At 67.1% G+C, this 17,027-nt stretch carries 20 protein-coding genes and 1 pseudogene; 13 read left to right on the top strand and 8 right to left on the bottom strand.

Going from position 1 to position 17,027, the window contains the following annotated elements:
• Window positions 1–3 precede the first annotated feature (3 nt).
• The 4 genes from NV348_RS35275 to NV348_RS35290 are packed head-to-tail and all read right to left on the bottom strand — an operon-like array spanning window position 4 to window position 4,245.
• Window positions 4–1,446: an aldehyde dehydrogenase gene (locus NV348_RS35275; RefSeq protein WP_447150816.1), complete on the bottom strand. Its 1,443-nt coding sequence runs from the start codon at window positions 1,444–1,446 to the stop codon at window positions 4–6.
• The gene (locus tag NV348_RS35280) at window positions 1,443–2,909 is read right to left on the bottom strand and encodes a dihydrolipoyl dehydrogenase family protein (protein ID WP_447150817.1); all 1,467 of its coding nucleotides are present in this window, start codon (window positions 2,907–2,909) and stop codon (window positions 1,443–1,445) included. Before NV348_RS35280 ends, NV348_RS35275 begins: the two co-directional genes overlap by 4 nt.
• Before the next feature lie 18 nt (window positions 2,910–2,927).
• Window positions 2,928–3,374 (bottom strand): VOC family protein, encoded by a 447-nt coding sequence (locus NV348_RS35285; protein ID WP_447150818.1) that lies wholly within the window; start codon window positions 3,372–3,374, stop codon window positions 2,928–2,930.
• A gap of 37 nt (window positions 3,375–3,411) precedes the next feature.
• On the bottom strand, window positions 3,412–4,245 hold the full coding sequence (locus NV348_RS35290) for an alpha/beta fold hydrolase (RefSeq protein WP_447150819.1): 834 nt from the start codon (window positions 4,243–4,245) through the stop codon (window positions 3,412–3,414).
• A gap of 175 nt (window positions 4,246–4,420) precedes the next feature.
• Between NV348_RS35290 and NV348_RS35295 the strand changes: the two genes are divergently transcribed.
• The 5 genes from NV348_RS35295 to NV348_RS35315 are packed head-to-tail and all read left to right on the top strand — an operon-like array spanning window position 4,421 to window position 7,008.
• On the top strand, window positions 4,421–4,852 hold the full coding sequence (locus tag NV348_RS35295) for a hypothetical protein (RefSeq protein ID WP_447150820.1): 432 nt from the start codon (window positions 4,421–4,423) through the stop codon (window positions 4,850–4,852).
• Complete coding sequence (locus tag NV348_RS35300) at window positions 4,852–5,424, top strand: alpha/beta fold hydrolase (RefSeq protein ID WP_447150821.1); 573 nt, start codon at window positions 4,852–4,854, stop codon at window positions 5,422–5,424. The genes NV348_RS35295 and NV348_RS35300 overlap by 1 nt, the downstream gene beginning before the upstream one ends.
• The gene (locus NV348_RS35305) at window positions 5,421–5,552 is read left to right on the top strand and encodes a hypothetical protein (protein ID WP_447150822.1); all 132 of its coding nucleotides are present in this window, start codon (window positions 5,421–5,423) and stop codon (window positions 5,550–5,552) included. Before NV348_RS35300 ends, NV348_RS35305 begins: the two co-directional genes overlap by 4 nt.
• Window positions 5,553–5,589: 37 nt before the next feature.
• Entirely contained in the window at window positions 5,590–6,171 is a 582-nt protein-coding gene (locus NV348_RS35310; protein WP_447150823.1) for a DUF308 domain-containing protein, read from the top strand.
• 36 nt (window positions 6,172–6,207) lie between these two features.
• On the top strand, window positions 6,208–7,008 hold the full coding sequence (locus NV348_RS35315) for an SDR family NAD(P)-dependent oxidoreductase (RefSeq protein WP_447150824.1): 801 nt from the start codon (window positions 6,208–6,210) through the stop codon (window positions 7,006–7,008).
• 159 nt (window positions 7,009–7,167) lie between these two features.
• On the opposite strand, the gene NV348_RS35320 is transcribed toward NV348_RS35315, so the two are convergent.
• Together NV348_RS35320 and NV348_RS35325 are read right to left on the bottom strand one after the other, a co-directional pair.
• Window positions 7,168–8,040, bottom strand: coding sequence for a MerR family transcriptional regulator (locus NV348_RS35320; protein ID WP_447151219.1), 873 nt, complete (start codon window positions 8,038–8,040; stop codon window positions 7,168–7,170).
• Between the two features lie 55 nt (window positions 8,041–8,095).
• Window positions 8,096–8,593 carry a DUF6764 family protein gene (locus tag NV348_RS35325; protein ID WP_447150825.1) on the bottom strand — a complete coding sequence of 166 codons (498 nt, stop codon included), beginning with the start codon at window positions 8,591–8,593 and terminating at the stop codon, window positions 8,096–8,098.
• A gap of 304 nt (window positions 8,594–8,897) precedes the next feature.
• Here NV348_RS35325 and NV348_RS35330 point away from each other — a divergent pair, with 304 nt between their 5' ends.
• Window positions 8,898–9,506, top strand: a complete 609-nt coding sequence (locus tag NV348_RS35330; RefSeq protein ID WP_447150826.1) for a fasciclin domain-containing protein — start codon at window positions 8,898–8,900, stop codon at window positions 9,504–9,506.
• 419 nt (window positions 9,507–9,925) lie between these two features.
• Here the strand turns inward: NV348_RS35330 and NV348_RS35335 are convergent, their stop codons facing one another.
• Complete coding sequence (locus tag NV348_RS35335) at window positions 9,926–10,336, bottom strand: DUF6924 domain-containing protein (RefSeq protein WP_447150827.1); 411 nt, start codon at window positions 10,334–10,336, stop codon at window positions 9,926–9,928.
• A gap of 934 nt (window positions 10,337–11,270) precedes the next feature.
• On the opposite strand from NV348_RS35335, the gene NV348_RS35340 reads away from it, so the two are divergent.
• The 6 genes and pseudogenes from NV348_RS35340 to NV348_RS35365 all read left to right on the top strand — a co-directional run bounded on the left by NV348_RS35340 (window position 11,271) and on the right by NV348_RS35365 (window position 15,095).
• Window positions 11,271–11,411 (top strand): hypothetical protein, encoded by a 141-nt coding sequence (locus tag NV348_RS35340; protein WP_357213100.1) that lies wholly within the window; start codon window positions 11,271–11,273, stop codon window positions 11,409–11,411.
• Between the two features lie 445 nt (window positions 11,412–11,856).
• A complete protein-coding gene (locus NV348_RS35345; RefSeq protein WP_357214214.1) occupies window positions 11,857–12,042 on the top strand; it encodes a transposase in 186 nt (61 codons plus the stop codon).
• Window positions 12,043–12,210: 168 nt separating this feature from the next.
• Window positions 12,211–12,945 carry a transposase gene (locus NV348_RS35350; protein ID WP_357214212.1) on the top strand — a complete coding sequence of 245 codons (735 nt, stop codon included), beginning with the start codon at window positions 12,211–12,213 and terminating at the stop codon, window positions 12,943–12,945.
• A 53-nt stretch (window positions 12,946–12,998) separates the two neighbouring features.
• A pseudogene (locus NV348_RS35355) lies at window positions 12,999–13,535 on the top strand (aldolase); the annotation flags it as partial.
• 35 nt (window positions 13,536–13,570) lie between these two features.
• Complete coding sequence (locus NV348_RS35360; protein WP_169812871.1) at window positions 13,571–14,446, top strand: dihydrodipicolinate synthase family protein; 876 nt, start codon at window positions 13,571–13,573, stop codon at window positions 14,444–14,446.
• Between the two features lie 112 nt (window positions 14,447–14,558).
• Window positions 14,559–15,095: a helix-turn-helix domain-containing protein gene (locus NV348_RS35365; RefSeq protein WP_062991533.1), complete on the top strand. Its 537-nt coding sequence runs from the start codon at window positions 14,559–14,561 to the stop codon at window positions 15,093–15,095.
• 59 nt (window positions 15,096–15,154) lie between these two features.
• Here NV348_RS35365 and NV348_RS35370 read toward each other — a convergent pair whose 3' ends face one another.
• Window positions 15,155–15,574, bottom strand: coding sequence for a hypothetical protein (locus NV348_RS35370; RefSeq protein ID WP_062991507.1), 420 nt, complete (start codon window positions 15,572–15,574; stop codon window positions 15,155–15,157).
• A 588-nt stretch (window positions 15,575–16,162) separates the two neighbouring features.
• On the opposite strand from NV348_RS35370, the gene NV348_RS35375 reads away from it, so the two are divergent.
• On the top strand, window positions 16,163–16,762 hold the full coding sequence (locus NV348_RS35375; protein ID WP_447150828.1) for a hypothetical protein: 600 nt from the start codon (window positions 16,163–16,165) through the stop codon (window positions 16,760–16,762).
• Window positions 16,763–17,027: the final 265 nt, after the last annotated feature.

A 17,027-nucleotide genomic window follows, 5' to 3' on the forward strand; every position in this document is an offset into this window, starting at 1 on the left:
GGGTCAGATGGTGATGGTCTGGTATTCGGTGTACTGGCCCAGGCCGACGGCGCCGAACTCGCGGCCGATCCCACTGGCTTTGAAGCCACCGAACGGGCCGTCGAATCCCACTGGCGCGCCGTTGACCGCGACCGTCCCCGTCCGGATCCGGCGCGCGACGGCCAGGGCGGCGTCCTCGTCGGCCGACCACACGCCACCGGAGAGCCCGTAGTCTGAGTCGTCGGCGATGCGGATCGCGTCGTCGATGTCGTCGTAGGGGATGACCACCAGCACGGGACCGAAGATCTCCTCGCGTGCGATGCGCATAGCCGGGTTCACGTCGGCGAAGACCGTCGGCGTGACGTAGAAGCCGTCGCCGAGGCCGGACGGTAGTTGCGGCCCGCCACAGACCAGGCGCGCGCCCTCGGCGATGCCGGCGTCGATGTAGTCGCGGACCCGCTGTTGCTGATCGCCGCGGACCATCGGTCCGATGAAGGTGCGCGGATCGCTCGGATCACCGACCGGCAGCGACTCCACCAGCGCGGCGAGCGACGCGACCACCTCCGCATAGCGGCTGCGCGGGGCGAGGATCCGGGTCTGGGCGATACAGGATTCGCCGTTGTTCAGCAGCGAACCGAACTTCAGGCCCGCAATCACCGCGGTCAGGTCGGCGTCCGGCAAGATGACCGCCGCCGATTTCCCGCCCAGCTCGAGGCTGACGCGTTTGAGCTGCTCGCCCGCGATGGCGGCGATCCGCCTGCCCGCCCCGGTCGACCCGGTGAACGCGATCTTGTCCACCCGGGGATGCGAGATCAGGTACTCGCTGGTGTCGCGGTCGGCGGGCAGCACGCTGAGCACGCCGTCGGGCAGCCCGACCTGATCCATCAGATCGGCCAGCATTCCCATGCTCAGCGAATTCTCGGGAGAAGCCTTGAGCACCACCGAATTCCCGGTGAGCAGGGCCGGCAGGATCTTCGCTGTCGCGGCGGCGAAGGGCGAATTCCACGGAATCACCGCGGCGACCACGCCCACCGGCTCGCGGCGGACCACGGTGCGGACCGGGTCGGCCGGGTCGGACGGGGTGAGCGTGCGCTCCCACGCAAAGTCCTCGGCCGCGGCGAAGTAGGCGCGCGCCTGCCGGGTCAGCCCCGCCTGGCCCGCCGTGGTGAACCAGGCGGCCGAACCGTTCTCGGCGGTGATGAGCGCGGCGATGCGGCCGGCCTGGGCGGCGCGGAGCTCGTCGAAGCGCCGGAGCGCGGCGATGCGGTGGGCCGGCGGGGTGTCCCGCCAGACGCGGCTGTCGAAGGCCGCTGCGGCCGCCGCCACCGCCCGGTCCATGTCCGCGGGTTGGGCCTGCGCCGCTCGGCCGACGACCGAGCGGTCGTGCGGGGAGAGGATCTCCAAGAGCGCGGGCTCGCTGGGTTCGGCCCACGTGCCGCCGACGTAGAGCCGGTCGTAGGTGATCACGCGACATCTCCTCGTGCCGGTGGCTGCTGCTGGTCGCGATAGGTTTCCAGCAGCCGCAGCCAGACCTCGCCGATGGTGGGGAACGACGGCACGGCATGCCAGAGCCGTTCCAGAGGAACCTCTCCGGTGATCGCGACGGTCGCCGAGTGCAGCAGTTCGGCCACCCCGGGACCAGCGAAGGTGGCACCGACGACGACACCGCGATCCGGATCGAGGAGAACGCGCGCCCGACCTCGGTACCCGGGATCGTGCTGGATCGCCCCGGCGACGTGGCCGATCTCGTAGTCGACCACGTGCACCGCCCGTCCGGCGCGAGCGGCGTCGGCGGTGGTGAGGCCGACCGAAGCGATCTCCGGGTCGGTGAACACCACCTGCGGCACCGCGTCCAGGTCGGCGGTGGCGGCGTGCCCGCCCCAGCGTCCGGTGTCCAGTGCCTGTCCGCGCGCCCGGGCGGCGATGACGGCTCCGGCGATGCGGGCCTGGTATTTGCCCTGGTGGGTGAGCAGGGCCCGGCGATTGACGTCGCCGACCGCGTACAGCCACGCACCCTCGACCGCCGTGACGGTGAGCGTGTCGTCGGTGCTCAGCCACGCGCCGGGCCGCAGGCCGACGGTGTCGACGCCGAGGTCGGTGGTTCGCGGTGCGCGCCCGGTCGCCAGCAGCAGCTCGTCGGCGACCAGCCGGGCGCCGTCGGCGAGGGTGAGGTGCACCCCGTCGTCGCCGCGCCGCGCCGCCGCGATCGTCGTGCCCAGCCGCAGGTCCACCCCCGCCTCCCGGAGCCGTTCGGTGACCAGGCCGGCGGCGAACGGCTCGACGCGCTCCAGCAGCCGGGATTCCCGGGCGATCAGGGTCACCCGGGCGCCGAGTGCCTGCCAGGCGGTGGCCATCTCGACCGCGACGACCCCGGCGCCGAGGATCGCGAGCCGGCCGGGCACCGTCTGCGCGGCGGTGGCCTCACGGCTTGTCCACGGCCGTAGCGTGTCCAGATCGGGCAGCGGCGGCAGCGCGGCCGAGGTGCCGGTGCACAGGGCGACCGCGTGGCGGGCGGTGAGCCGCACGATGCCGCCGTCGGGCGCACGGACCGTCACCTGTTTCGGCCCGTCGAGCCGGCCGTGGCCGCGCACCAGGTCGACCCGCACCGAGTCGAGCCAGGCGAGCTGGTCCTGGTCGTTCCAGTCGGCGGCCATGCGGTCGCGGTGCTTCAGCACCGCGACCGCGTCGAGGACGCCGGTCACCGCGCTCGCCACGCCGGGAACACGGGCCGCCTCGCGATAGAGCAGCGCCGGGCGCAGTAGCGCCTTGCTCGGCTCACAGGCCCAGTACGAGCATTCGCCGCCGACCAGTTCGGATTCGACGATCACGGTGCTCAGCCCGGCGGCGCTGGTCCGGTCGGCGACGTTCTCACCGACCGGCCCCGCGCCGATCACCACGACATCGTAGGTACGGGTTTCGTTGTCGGACATGATGTTCCCCTTTCGCGGTCAGCGGCCGGGCGCGCGCTGGGTGACTTCCTGCAGGAACCAGCCGTTGCCGTCGGGGTCGGTGAACGCCGCGAAGGAACCGTAGGAACGCCGCTGCGGGTCGGCCCCGGGCACGCGGTGCTCGATGCCGGGGTGGTGGAACACGCCGGTGGCGTCGCGGAACGGACCATCGACCTCGACACCGCGCCCGGTCAGTTCCGCGACGGCCTGCTCGATATCGGTGACGATCAGGTGCAGGCCGTGCAGGGATCCCGGTGTGGCCGTGGCGACTCCGGTGCCGAAGATGATCGAGCACGCCGAGCCGGGCGGGGTGGCCTGCACGACGCGATAGCCGTCGTCCACCGGGAAATCGGCGTCGAGCCGGAAGCCGAGCCGGTCGACATAGAAGGCCTTGGCGCGATCGACGTCGGCGACGGGCAACACGGCGACTTCCAGTTTCATATCCATGATCGATGTTCTCCTCGAAGGGTTTTCGTACTCGGGGTCAGCGGGTGGCGGCAGCTTGTTCGATGACGTCGGCGACGACATCGGGATGTGAGAGGGCCACCGAATGCGACGCGGCGACCTCGGTGATCCGGGACTGCGCCCGCTCGGCCATGAACCGCTGCGCGGCGGCCGGGATATTGAGGTCCTGGGTGGTGACCACCGACCAGCTGGGCTTGTCGGTCCAGGCGGCCACGGTGGCCTTCTCCTCGAGCGCGGCCTGCGCGACCGGGCGCTGAGTGGCGGCGGCCAGCGCGGCGCGCTCGGCGGGCACGTCGGCGGCGAACTGGGCGGGGAACTTCGCCTGCTGGATATACAGATCGGTGCCCGCGCTGCCATCCGCGGCGGTGAACGGGACCGGATCGAGCGTGCCGGGCAGGGTGGAGCCGGGAAACTTGGTGGTCAGCTCGAGCGCGGTCTCACCCGGGGCCGTCGGCTGGAAAGCCGCCACATAGACCAGCGACTGCACCTGGTCGTTGCCCGCGCCGGCCGCGCTGATGACCGATCCACCGTAGGAGTGCCCCACCAGGATCACCGGGCCCCGGATATGACTGATCACACTTCGCACGACCGCCGCGTCCGCTGCCGGGCCACGCAGCGGGTTGGCCACCGCGACAACGGGATACCGGTCCGCGATGAGCTTGTCGACGACGTCGTTCCAGCTCGAGCCGTCCGCGAACGCCCCGTGGACCAGGACGACGGTCGGGCGCGGCGCGTCCTGCGTCGGCCCGGCCTGGGTGGTGGTGCTCGCGGTGCAGGCGACGGCGAGGGCGCCTGCGGCGACGGCGGCCGTCGCCGCCGCGATGATCCGGTGCGGGCGTCGGATGTCGACCATGTCGATGGTCCTTTCGAACAAACGGTGCGGTGGGGGTGGTTCCACCTTGGGCCGCACCGCCCGGTCGCCACATCTGTCATCTGACGCCGACCATGACGTAGTCACCCGCGATTACGTCACCGCCTGCGTCATCCGACAGATTCGGCGGGTGGTCGGCGGCGGCGATCGTGGTGCCATGACAACGATCCGCTTCCACCTGCTGTCCACCCTGACTCCCGCCGAGGTCGTGGGCGTGCTCACCGACTTCGGGCCCACTCGTCCCGAGATCTGGTCGAACTCCATCGACGCCGAGCACTTCGTGGTGCACGACCGGGGCGAGACCTGGGCCGAGATCACCGAGGGCAACGCCGCCGCCTGGGAACGCGCCCGCTACGACTGGAACCCCGCGAGCGACACCGTCACCGTCACCACCCTGGACTCCAAGCTCTTCGGCGCGGGCGGCGGCTGGGTCTTCCGCGCCACGCCCACCGCACAGGGCTCGCGCGTCGACGTGGAACTGACCCGGACACCCACTGCGTTCAAGGGCAAGATCCTGGCGGCGCTGCTGCCGCTGGTCGGCCCGTCCTCGCTGCGCAAGTCCTTCACCACACCGCTGCGGGCCGCGTGATGACCGGTGCACTGACCACTGGCACCCATGCCTTCGACTCCGACGGCGTGATCCAGCGGTACCACGTGTACGGCAGTGGACCGGTCTGCCTGGTCCACCCGGGCGGGCCCGGCATCCACTGGGAATACCTGCGCATGCCCGCACTCGAACAGCACCTGACCATGGTGTACATCGAGGCGCTGGGGACCGGCGAGTCCGGCCGGCTGCCCAACCGCGCCGACTACTGGGGTGACGAACCCCGCTGGACCGCGGTCCGGGACGCACTGCGCGCCGGGTACATCTCGGGGCTGGACGCGCTCGGCGCGCCCGATCTCGTCGACGACCGGGCCGACCTGCCCGCGCTCACCGTGCCCGCGCTGGTCGTGGTCGGCCGCTTCGATGTGATCTGCGGGCCGCGCTGGGCGCAGGAGCTGCACGACCGCATTCCCGATGCGCGACTGGTGGTCCTGGAGAACAGCGGCCACCTGGGACATCTCGAGGAACCCGAACGCTTCGCCGAGGCCGTGCGCGACTTCGTCCTCCCCACACCCTCGCTGTCGGGCGGCGAAACCACCGGCGGGAGCCGGTCATGACCGTCCCCGATACCGAACGTCCGCTCATCGCGGCACTTTTCGTCACCGGTCCGATCGCGATGCTGATCTGGTCGGAAACCGCTGTGCTGCACGGGCGCGGACCCAGCCCGCGAGAACTTCTGGGCTGAGGTCGAGTCCCGACAACCCTGATCGAAGGGAATCTCCATGAACAAGACCGCAGTACAAGCCGTTTCGACGACGGAACGGTCATCGCTGATCCGGCTGTCGCTGGGTCGCGGTGTGCTGGCGATCGGGTGGGCGTCGGCCTTCGCGGTCGTCGGCGACACGCTCGGTGCGGTGGCCGTCGCGCTGCTCGTCGCCTATCCGCTGATCGACGCCGTGTCGTCGCTGATCGACTACCGGGCGGTGCCCGACGGACCCGAACGCCGGGTGACCGCGGTGAACGGTGTTCTGAGCACGGCCGTCGCCGTCGCGCTCGGCATCGCCGGAGCCGTCGGCGGTGTGGGCACGGTGCTGGGCGTCTTCGGGGCCTGGGCCGCGGTGTCGGGCGCGGCTCAGCTGATCGTCGGCTTGCGCCGACGCGGCCCTGTCTTCGGCAAGCAGTGGCCGACGCTGATTTCCGGCGGCCTGTCCTTCCTGGTCGGCCTCACCTATCTGGCCCAGGCGGCGGGCGACTCGCCGTCGCTGCACGTGCTGTCCGTCTACGCCACCGGCGGCGGCGTCTTCTTCCTCGCCCAGGCGGCGCTCCTGGCGTGGAAGTCGCGCCGGAGTGCCGGAACCAACTGACCGAAAATTTGATTCGACACTCGCAAGGAGCATTCCATGACACAGCGGCTGCGCGAAAAGACAGCGCTGATCACCGGATCCACCAGCAATATCGGACGTTCCATCGCGCTCGCGTTCGGCGCGGAGGGTGCCCACACCATCGTGTCGGGACGTGACCGTGCGCGCGGCACGGCCGTGGTCGAGCGGATTCGGGCCGACGGCGGCACCGCGGACTATGTGCGCGCCGATCTCGACGGCAGCTCCGCCGCCAGCCGCGCGCTGGCCGCCGCGGCCGTCGAGGCGGCGGGCGGACGGCTGGACATCCTGGTCAACAACGCCGGAATCTACCCGCACGCGACCACACTCATGGTCGACGACGACACCTTCGACCGGATGTACGGCGTGAACGTCAAGGCGCCGTTCTTCCTGACCCAGGCACTTGTCCCCGGGATGATCGACGCGGGCGGTGGCGTCATTGTCAACATCGGCTCCTGGGTCGCCCGGCTCGGTGTCGGCTCCGGCGCGCTGTACAGCTCCACCAAGGGGGCGCTGGAGACCCTCACGCGCGCATGGTCAGCAGAATTCGGGCCGGACGGCATCCGGGTGAACGCGATCTCCCCGGGCGTCATCCTCGCGCCGGACGGCGATCCCGCGATCGAGGAAGTGGCCGGGGTCATGATGCACGGGACCCCGGCGGGCGCGACCGGTCGACCTGATGCCATCGCCGCCGCCGCGGTCTATCTCGCCTCCGACGACGCCACGTTCGTGCACGGCACCGTCCTCGACGTGGACGGCGGCCGCACCGGCGTCGCGGTCGTCGCCGGAGACCAGCCGCGTAGGCGCGGCGAGCCCGCGTAGAACGCCGACGGCCACCCCGGTCGGACCGGGAGTGGCCGTCGGCATGGCTATGGGCTCATCCCCGCTCGCTCGTGCCGCTGATGGTGCGTCACTCCACTGGCCGAGGCGCGACAGGTGAAGTATGCATCGTTTACGCATCGTTCATTCGTAGATGACTACTCACCGAGTTTGCGCCAGCCGGCTGATCTCGGCGACAGCCGCTTCGAGCGAGCCGAGGCATCGAACGCCGGGCAACGCGGGCCATCCAGGTCCTGCCAGAAGCATTCGGGCCGGTTCACCGATTCCGGCGGAAGTCGGGGCCGCTGCCGCCGTGCGAGCTGTTTGGGACCACAGCACCACCACCGGATCACGCGCCTTTGCCACCGCATCAGCGAGTGCGCTGCTGGGTACGGCGGCGCCGAGCAGCACCGCCGGTACGCCGACCTCCGCCAGCGCCGCCCGCAGAACCTCCAGGGGAAGCACGTGCTCCTCACCCGGCGTGCAGGCCAGCAGTACCGGAGCAAGCCCGGCCACATTGCGTACCGCCGGCACCGCGCGGTGCAGCCCAGTGGTGATCGCCCAGGACAGAACGTGCTCGACATCGATCAAGCCGATTCCTCGATCCTGCCGGCTCACGATGTCCGCGAAAATCGGTCGACACAACTGGCGCCACGTGGCCACCACGCCGAAATGGGTCAGATGGGCAGTGATCGCGGCCAAGAGCTCGGCGACTCGGAGCTGTTCGGCAGCGTCCAACACCGGCGTGACATTGCCCGGCGTTGGTACGGAATCCGCCCCGGCACGGGCGGCCTGCGCCGCTGTGGCCGGGCTTGCTCCGGCGCGGACCAGGTCGACCATCCGACTCAGCATCGCCACGTCACCAGCCGTGTACTGCCGGTGACTGCCTGGACGGTGGTACGCGGGGCCGAGGTCGTACCGCTGGTTCCAGCTGCGCAGTGTCGCTACGGGAATGCCCAGCATCGCCGCCACGGTTCCGACGGTGTAGCCGGATGCCGAGTCACCGCTTGCACCACCTTCTCCCAAGCCCCGCATACCTTTCCACGAACCGGATGAGGTCCCGGCAGCCGTTGCACGCCGGTGGGATTCCTCAGCGCAGCGACAAGCAGCCCTGCAGGGTCTGGAAATCACCGGCGAAGGCGGGACCGCCGGTGCAGGTGGGGGTGGTTACGCCGGTAACGGTGACCTCCGCTCCGGGGCCGGCGATCCCGATGGACAACCCGGGACGCACCCCGGTCGTTGTCACCTGCGCACCCGGCCCCACCGCGATCGCGGCCGGACCTGACAAGTACGTGGAGGTCGATGCCGCTGTGCCGCCGCCCTGCGCGATGGCGAGGGACAAGCTCGTCGGCGCCGCATCGGCGGACGCGGTGCCGTCGAACCCGTAGGCCGCTGCCGCGCCACCCGCGGCGCTCGTCGCGGAGCAGGACGCGTCAGCCGCACCGGCCTGCACAGACGCAGCACCAGGCGCCGGACACGATGCAGTCGGCGCAGCGTTGGCCGTCGGTCCGGCGGCCAACGCGAACAGTGACGCCGTTCCCGCACTCACGAGAAACCCGAGTGCGCGCCCAGTAGTGAAATGAATCATGGCCATCTCCTCGCTTCCGATCTTGTCTGTGGCCGCTCCACGCCCGTAGCGACGTCGGCCGTTGAAATATCTGCCTACGAGATGCCTGTAGGGCTTCACACTACACGTCAAATGATGCAGAATCGACGCATCAAGAAAAACTCCATCGCGTGGTCCACGACGCACAGCGGAAGCGCGGGCTCCGACCGCACTCCCGCAGGAATAGATCATGCGCCGTCGGCCGGTACGGGCATCGCCCTCAACAGGAAGGCACGACATGATGATCCGAAAGCACTCCGTAATACTGATCGCGGTACTGTCGGCGATGGCCATCGCCGGGTCGGCTTGTACCGACACCGACGAATCAGGCGGCGCCGAGTCTCCACCAACGATGACTACGTCCGCTACGACCATGCCCGCACAGGATGAGGGTGCCATGTCCGGGCTTGTCGGCGCCGGCTGCGCGAATTACGCCGAGCAAGTACCGAGTGGACCCGGCTCGATCGATTCGATGTCACAGGAGCCCGTGGCCACCGCCGCCGCGAACAGTCCCTTGTTGACCACACTCACCGCGGCGGTATCCGGTCAGATCAATCCGCAGGTCAACCTCGTCGACACGCTCAACAGCGGCGAATTCACCGTTTTCGCGCCGGTGGACGACGCGTTCGCCGCGCTCGACCCGGCCACGCTGGAAACACTGAAAACAGATTCGGCGATGTTGACCAGCATTCTCACCTACCACGTCGTACCGGGACGGATGTCACCCGAAGCCGTCGTCGGCACACACTCGACCGTCGAGGGATCTGAGGTCACAGTGACCGAATCGGGCGATCAGATCAGTGTCAACGAGGCAACCGTGATCTGCGGCGGCGTCGAAACCGCGAACGCGACCGTCTACCTGATCGACGGTGTCCTGACACCGCCCACCAGCTAGCGGACACTGTCCATCACCGTCGCATTTCCCGCGCACTCGAAGGTCGGCACGGGAAATGTGGCGCGGTCGTGTTCTCGCTGGAGCTTCTTACGTCCGAGGGCCGCCCGACCTGACTGTAGGCGATCACGTGACGCGGATCGGTGTAAGTGCCGACGAGGCCACGGTAGGCCCGCACCCCGTGGGAAACGAAATGTTCGCGACCTTCCGAAAGGGTGCTGGTGGCTGACCCGCGACCGCGAAGGTCAAGGCAGCACGAACTAGCACGGCCCGCAGCGCTACCGCGAACCCCCACCATGAGATCCGGCCAACCTCGCCCAGTGATTGCGCCTGATGGTTCACCGCCAGCGAATCGCCCCAGCGAGGGGCAACTCATCCATAGCTTCGCGTGGCCTGTGGTCGGTCACGAATGCCCCTCGCGTTCACCGATCGAAGCCACGGAAAACGCCATCGTCGTCGACGCTGCCCACATAGTCCTCGAAATCCATGTTGGCGAGGAAGAAGTTGACCTCGACTCCGGCCATCGCACTCGGCGCAATCCGGAACATCAGGTCGCTGTCGCCTCGGACGTCTTCGCCGCTGGTATCGACCGCCAGCACTGGGTGCTCGGGGTTGGTCATCGTGGTGGTATCGGCGAGGAACACATAAATCCGGCTGTCGACCAGATCACCGAGGCCGGCCGGAGTCAGCCCATCGAAGGTGACGTCGTCGACAGGCGTGAGTCCTGTCACAATGTCTTCGTCGTAGGACGCGATGACCGCGGCGAGGGTTTGTGCCCACGCCGCCTCGTCGGTGAAGTCAGTACGCACCAGAAGCGATTCGCCCTCGGGCAAAGACCGTGCCATGCAGCCGATTGTGCACTACGGCAGCCGGATACCACACGCAACCATCATCGCGGCGCCGAGTCTGCAGATCCTGGGGGTCGACAGCTCACCGGCCGCCCGGTGTGCGACACGAACAGCTGCTCGCTCGCGTCATGGTTTCGAGCGGAACGAATGTCGTGCGAATGCCGCGGGCTGATTTCGGGTCGCCGAGCTCGAGCCTGCCGTTCGCCCCACTTCCACGCTTTCGTGATCGACCTCGCGCGCGGTCCGCTTGGGCAACCTGGTCTCTGCACACGGATTCCATGCGATGAGCGGCGTCGGACGACGGCGAGCCGCCGCGCCTATCGCAGCGCAGAGCAAACCGTGTTTGTTCGCAATGGTTTTCGGGGCGTTGCCGAGCTCGTGCGCGAGCCACTCGACCCACGCGACATCCATGTCGGGGGTGACCGCGTCGACCGGCAGGTGCTCGCCGTTGAAGAACGGCGTGTCGGCGAAGCCACGGAGTCAGCATGATCACGTCCGGCGCCGAGGCGAGTTGGGCGGCAAGCACACGCTCGGCCTCGATCGCGCCGACCCGGTCAGGCAGCTTCACCCAACGGATCGCGGCGCCGTGATCGTCGAAGGATTGCGAGGATTGAACGGTCTTGCCATCACGGTCCACGCGGTAGCGCACTTGGCTGTAAGTGGTGCCGTCCTTGCGCACACACGCGGGGAGTTGTAGCCCTGGCATGGTCCTTGCGTCAGGCCGAACCCCCTCAGGTTCCCTGGTGTGGACCGCCATGTGGACGCAGAAGGGGCGCAATCTCGCGATTACGCCCCTGACCTGCTGTTTACTGTGTCCGGAGGGGGACTCGACCACTACGCACACCAACTGTCCCAACGGATCTCGATCACGATCGGTTGAACCGTCCAGGGTTTGATGCGCACCTTCTTTCTTGGAAAGGTGAGTTCCATACCGAAGTTCTATCCCGACGAGATCCGCGAGAAGGCCCTGCGCTTAATCCTCGACTACCCATCAGAATGGGCCGCGATCAAGACCGTCACCGAACGGATCGGCGCGGACCCGAAACTGTCCCGGAACTAGGTCCGCAAAACACCAGCTGCAACAGCGAATCCCGCTGCTCCAGAACCAGTCTCGGAGGGCATGGCAGCGGAGTTGCCCGCTGCACCGTCGAGCGGTTGATGCACGCGAACGGTCGGGTAGACACGACCCGACGCAAGAAGATCGGTCACGTGGACGGGACCATCGATCGCGGCGCGTACCAGGATGAGGCAATCCTGTGTACACGACACTGCCAGCCAGACTGGACCCCGCTCGGGCATCCCCCTCACGGTCGCGGTCTCGGCGGCGAACACTCCCGACGCCGAAGCTCCGCGACCGTTGGTGCGAGCAATCCCCGCGGTCTGCTCCCAGCGCGGTCCACGCCGACGTCAACCGGGAAAGCTGCACACGACAAAGCTTATGACCACCGGGAACTGCGGGGTTGGGTGCGTGATCGGGGAATCGGTGTCCGGATCGCCGCAAAGGAATCGAGTCCAGCCAGCACCTCGGCCGCCATCGGTGCGTCATCGAACACACCATCGCCTGGCTCGGCGGCTATCACCGGCTCTCGATTCGCTACGACCGCAAGGACACCCACTACTGCGGGTTGCTCACCCTGGCAGCGGCACTGACCTGCAACAAGAAGCTCGCCAAGGAACAGAGTGCCACATGAGACACGCTCCAAACAAGAAGAATTATCGCAGGTCAGAGCACCTTTCGTCACATCTGAGCCAGCGCCCCGGGATTTCGGTGAACAGCCGAGGCTAAGGGGTGTCCCGTAAGTCGTTGAACGGCAACAGGTATCGTGTCGACGGTGGTGATCTCGGCGTCCGATCCAGTGATGGTGGAGTTGTTCTCCGGGCTGCGGCCTCGCACGTTCGCTCGCCTGATCACCGGGTTGCGGCGCGAGGGCGTCGACCGGCCGCTGCGAGGTCGGCCCTGGGCGTTGTGTTTCGAAGATCGGGTGCTGCTGGTGGCCACCTACTGGCGCACGAATCTGACGATGCGGCAGCTCGCGGCGGTGTTCGGGGTGTCGAAGTCGGCCGCGGCCCGGGTGATCGAGGATCTGGGGCCGGCGTTGGCGCTGCGGCCCCGCGCCCGGTTTCCGCGGGGTGCGGTGTTGATCGTGGACGGCACCCTGGTCCCGACCCGAGATCACAAGGTCGCAGTGCCGAGTAAGAACTACCGGTACTCGACAAACCACCAGGTCGTGATCGACGCTGACACCGAACTCGTCGTCGCGCTCGGAAAACCATTGCCGGGCAACCGTAACGATTGCCGGGCATGGGCCGAGTCCGGTGCGGCCGATGCCTGCCGTAATGCGGTGGTGATCGCGGATGGCGGCTACCAGGGCACCGGTTTGATTATTCCGCACCGCCGGTCACCTGGTGTCGAGCTGCCGGAATGGAAACAGGCGCACAACAAGTCCCACCGCAAGGTCCGTGCTCGCGTCGAACACGCCTTCGCCCGGATGAAGACCTGGAAGATCTTGCGCGACTGCCGTCTTCGTGGCGACGGGGTGGGTATCGCGATGACAGGGGTGGCGAGGCTGGCCAACCTCGCCCATGCTCACTGATCCCGAATCGACGGACAAGCCGCTATCACCGATCCAGACTTACGGGACATCCCTTAGTGGACGAAGATCTTCAGGTTCTCGACGGCAGCGGAATGGCCAATCCCGCCAACCGTTTCCATAGCTGGATTTACCGCGCCCGACCGGATGTTCAGTGCATAGTGCACACCCATCCGTTCCACGTGGCCGCGCTATCGATGCTGGAGGTGCCGTTGGTCGTATCGCAGATGGACCTCGCCCCGCTCTACGGCGACTGCGCATTCTTGTCGGACTGGCCCGGTGTCCCGGTCGGTAATGAGGAGGGGCGGATCATCAGCGCAGCCCTCGGGGACAAGAAGGCGATTTTGCTAGCTCATCACGGTCACGTCGTCGCCGCGGCGAGCATCGAGGAAGCGTGCTCGCTCGCAGTGCTCATCGAGCGTGCCGCCGCACTGCAGTTGGCGGCCATGGCCGCCGGAACCATCGTCGCTCTGCCCGAACGGCTGGCGCGGGAGGCACACGATTGGACTCTCACTCCGCGCCGCAGCCAAGCCAATTTCGCCTACTACGCCCGACGCGCCCTGCGTTCGCACCCCGACGTTATCAACCGATGACCGAAACATCCCAGGACAGGACAGGATCGTTGACCATGATCGAAGGCATCATCGCCTACCCGGTGACCCCGTTCGCCGATGACGAAACCACCACGGTGGACACCGGCAAACTCGCCGAACTGGTGAATCGACTGGTCCTCACCGGGGCCCACGCCGTCGCGCCATCGGGAAGCACCGGCGAGTCGGCCTATCTCACCGAACCAGAGTTCGACGCCGTCGTCGAAACGACGATCGATGTCGTCGCGGGCCGTGTCCCCGTCATCGTCGGCGCCTCTGAGCTGACCACAGCAGCCACGATCAGCCGGGCCCGCCGCGCCGAACGCGCGGGCGCCGACGCCGTGATGATCCTGCCGGTTTCCTACTGGAAGCTCAGCGAACGCGAGATCATCGAGCACTACCGCAGTATCGGCGATGCGATCGAATTGCCGATCATGGTCTACAACAATCCTGCGACCAGTGGCATAGATATGTCGCCGCGGCTGCTGGTGTCGATGTTCGAAACCATCCCCGCCGTGCAGATGGTGAAGGAATCCACTGGCGACCTTGCCCGAATGTCGGCCATCCGTGACTACAGCGGCGGGCAGCTGCCCTACTACAACGGCAGTAACCCCCTGGTCCTCGACGCGTTGAGCCATGGCGCCTCGGGATGGTGCACGGCCGCGCATTGCCTGGCGCCCCAGCTGTGCCTCGAGCTCTACCACGCCGTACGCGACGGTGAGATTGCCCGCGCGGCAGCCACTTACGCCACGTTGCGGCCCCTACTGGAGTTCATCGTCGCCGGCGGACTGCCCGCCACGGTGAAAGCCGGTCTCGATTTGCTCGGTCTCGGTGTGGGTGCGCCTCGGCGGCCTCTGTTGCCTCCGACCCAGGACGACATCAGCGCCCTGAAGAGCATCCTCGCGGGTCTGTGAAGACGCTCGGTATCAGCTCTGTTCGCTCGGCGTTGGGCGGCCACTCGGGTATGTGGTCAAATGGGTTCGTTGTAAACGCGAGCTGTTTGCCGAGGAAGTAGTGGAGGTTGGCGTGACGTCGTTGGTTCGTGCGGTTCGCCGCCAGCGTGGACTCACACTCGACGACATTGCCCAGCGCACCGGCCTGACCAAGAGCTATCTGTCGAAAATCGAACGCGAACGCAGCACACCGTCTATTGCCGTAGCGATCAAAGTTGCTGCCGCGCTCGAGGTCGAGGTCGGTCAGCTCTTCGCCGCCGATACCGAGTCCCAGAGCTTCGTGGTCGACCGCCTGCCGGAAGAGGGCGACAAGGCTACGCACCTGCGCATGCTCGGGGCCTCGATGCTCGGAAAGACTATGTCGCCGTTCGTTCTCGACCCTCGTCGCGATGACGCGGACCTGGATCATGCCGAGCATCCCGGACAGGAATTGGTCTACGTGCTTCAGGGTCAGATCGACCTGCACTACCGCGACGAAGTCACACCGATGAGCCAAGGCGACAGCGCCTATTTCGATTCCAGCGTGGCGCATCGCATTCGGGCGCGTGGCCGCGCCAAGACCAGGGTCCTCGTCGTGGTGCACGATCAGCCAGGCGCGACACACCGGTGAAAGGTCGTGGATATTGGCGTCGGGGCGACGGGAGACACGCGCAGACAGAAGCGATCGCCTCACCAGTGCCCCCGTGATTGTCGATGTAGTGGTGTGGCTTCGGCGAAGTACCGAACCGCGCCACTGGCCGTGACCCTCTCACGCCACCCGCCGGTGCGGTAGTACCCAGCGGCGGCCAGAGTCCGGTCGAGGCCGTCCAGGTCGGCCGATACGTTCGGTTCAAGAGGCAGTGACGTTGACCAGTTAGCGGTGGTGTGGGGGCCGAATGCGCCGTCATGGCCGTGGATGTCGTAGTGAACCCCGCTGTCGTAGACATCGGCCGCAGCATCACCGATGTCGAGGCGGGCGATGACGTACAGGTCGCTGGTCTCGGTCGCAATGGGAGCTCGGCGGCGGCGTCGCAGAACTACAGCGTCGCGGTTGTTGTCGGAATCGTCAGAATAGCGAGAGGCTTTGCCGGTGAGCGTGTCCCTTCCCATCGTCGGCAGTGGCTCGTGGACAACAACGGAGTCGGATCCAGATCGAGACGAAGCCGGTAGTTCGGAAGTTGACATCTGAAAACCTCACTCCTCGGGGCGGAGCGTTTCACCGACTTTCCGATCCCACCATCGAAAGTCGGCGGATAAGTAGAGGATAAAGGCCCTTCGTATCTGGCATTCGATGGCGAACGTGTGACTTGTTGGACCGAATAATCTTCAACTGATCGTTGCCTTGCGCACCGGGACTACTACGAGAGGGCAGTGCGTTGCGCTGGACTTGTGCTCACCGAGCATGGGGCGAGTAACCCGGCGATCCTGGTCGAAGTTGTTCCAAATTTTCGCCGGATGCTAGAAGTTGCTGGTCGCTTCAACTGTCGGCGACCGGCATGCCCTGCGCGCGGAGGTTGCCGAGCGTGTCGATGTCGTCGTCGGTGTGGCAGCGATGACCACTAAAAAGGTCCCGTGCGACGCAACGAACGAGCCTGATCCGTTCCCAGTACCGCAGGGTGCTCTCCGGCAGGGCCCAGGGCCAGGGGTGAATCCACCTGCGATCACCGGCTTCGGTGGTGACCGGCTAATCTGCCGATCGTGACGTTGCTGATTTCGATGCTCGACGATGACGAGATCGCCATCGTCATGGACACGTTCGGCGCCAATGCCCCTGTCGGGTCGTACTTCACCAAATGCTGGGCGCCTGTTGGCGGGAAGTTCATCGTCGCGGGCACGGGCACCGCCCCGATCGTCGAGCCGTGGCTGCGCGCGATCGCCGCCGATCCGAATCGAGCGGTGCCCGCGGTCATCGCCGAGGCCGAGCGGATCTTGCCCGAGCTGTGGCGCCAGCTGAGCGAGCAGGTCGGTGAGGATCAGCTCGGCCCGACCACCGCTTGGACGTTCTTCTTCAACCCCTACGGCCGGGCCACCAGGATCTCGGTGTCTTCCCGGTCGAACTTCGCCCGCGAGACCGAAACTCGTAAGGGAACTCTGATTCGCCCCGAGGTGCCCCTGGACCAGTTCGGGTCCTTCGACGGCTCCGACGCCGAGCTCCTCCGGCTGGCACGCCATGTCGCGCGCTATTGCATCGAGCATCCTGAGCGAGTAGACAATGTCGCTGTCGGCGGGAACGCGCGGATTGTCCGACTTCCCCGAGTCGGTGCCGCGGTGACCCGGCCACTGGGCCGCCTGAGCTGATCGCCCGCCGCCCAGATAAGCGCGAAATAGGGCAGCATTCATCTACGGCCTTTCAAGCGTTATGACCCGTTTGGCCTGCTTGAGCCGGCGCTCCATCACCGCGCCGGGAAACCCACGACTTGGTCCTGGTCGTGACGTCCAGGACCAGGTTGGGTGGGAACGGGATGTCTCGGCCCAGGCGTGGAACTCGTGGTTGCTAGGAGTGTTCGACGAGGCGCCAGGGGCCTCCTCCGGGGACGGTAGTAATGGCGCCGGCGCCTATCTC

This window comes from Nocardia fodinahabitans, from assembly GCF_052983615.1.

Bases quoted from the DNA above. Each gene is read 5' to 3' on its own strand.
- NV348_RS35300 (WP_447150821.1), top strand. From the start codon at position 4,852: ATGACCGGTGCACTGACCACTGGCACCCATGCCTTCGACTCCGACGGC.
- NV348_RS35325 (WP_447150825.1), bottom strand. From the start codon at position 8,593: ATGATTCATTTCACTACTGGGCGCGCACTCGGGTTTCTCGTGAGTGCG.
- NV348_RS35305 (WP_447150822.1), top strand. From the start codon at position 5,421: ATGACCGTCCCCGATACCGAACGTCCGCTCATCGCGGCACTTTTCGTC.
- NV348_RS35320 (WP_447151219.1), bottom strand. From the start codon at position 8,040: ATGCGGGGCTTGGGAGAAGGTGGTGCAAGCGGTGACTCGGCATCCGGC.
- NV348_RS35315 (WP_447150824.1), top strand. From the start codon at position 6,208: ATGACACAGCGGCTGCGCGAAAAGACAGCGCTGATCACCGGATCCACC.
- NV348_RS35350 (WP_357214212.1), top strand. From the start codon at position 12,211: ATGGTGGAGTTGTTCTCCGGGCTGCGGCCTCGCACGTTCGCTCGCCTG.
- NV348_RS35310 (WP_447150823.1), top strand. From the start codon at position 5,590: ATGAACAAGACCGCAGTACAAGCCGTTTCGACGACGGAACGGTCATCG.
- NV348_RS35290 (WP_447150819.1), bottom strand. From the start codon at position 4,245: ATGGTCGACATCCGACGCCCGCACCGGATCATCGCGGCGGCGACGGCC.
- NV348_RS35330 (WP_447150826.1), top strand. From the start codon at position 8,898: ATGGCCATCGCCGGGTCGGCTTGTACCGACACCGACGAATCAGGCGGC.
- NV348_RS35370 (WP_062991507.1), bottom strand. From the start codon at position 15,574: ATGGGAAGGGACACGCTCACCGGCAAAGCCTCTCGCTATTCTGACGAT.
- NV348_RS35280 (WP_447150817.1), bottom strand. From the start codon at position 2,909: ATGTCCGACAACGAAACCCGTACCTACGATGTCGTGGTGATCGGCGCG.
- NV348_RS35295 (WP_447150820.1), top strand. From the start codon at position 4,421: ATGACAACGATCCGCTTCCACCTGCTGTCCACCCTGACTCCCGCCGAG.
- NV348_RS35360 (WP_169812871.1), top strand. From the start codon at position 13,571: ATGATCGAAGGCATCATCGCCTACCCGGTGACCCCGTTCGCCGATGAC.
- NV348_RS35285 (WP_447150818.1), bottom strand. From the start codon at position 3,374: ATGGATATGAAACTGGAAGTCGCCGTGTTGCCCGTCGCCGACGTCGAT.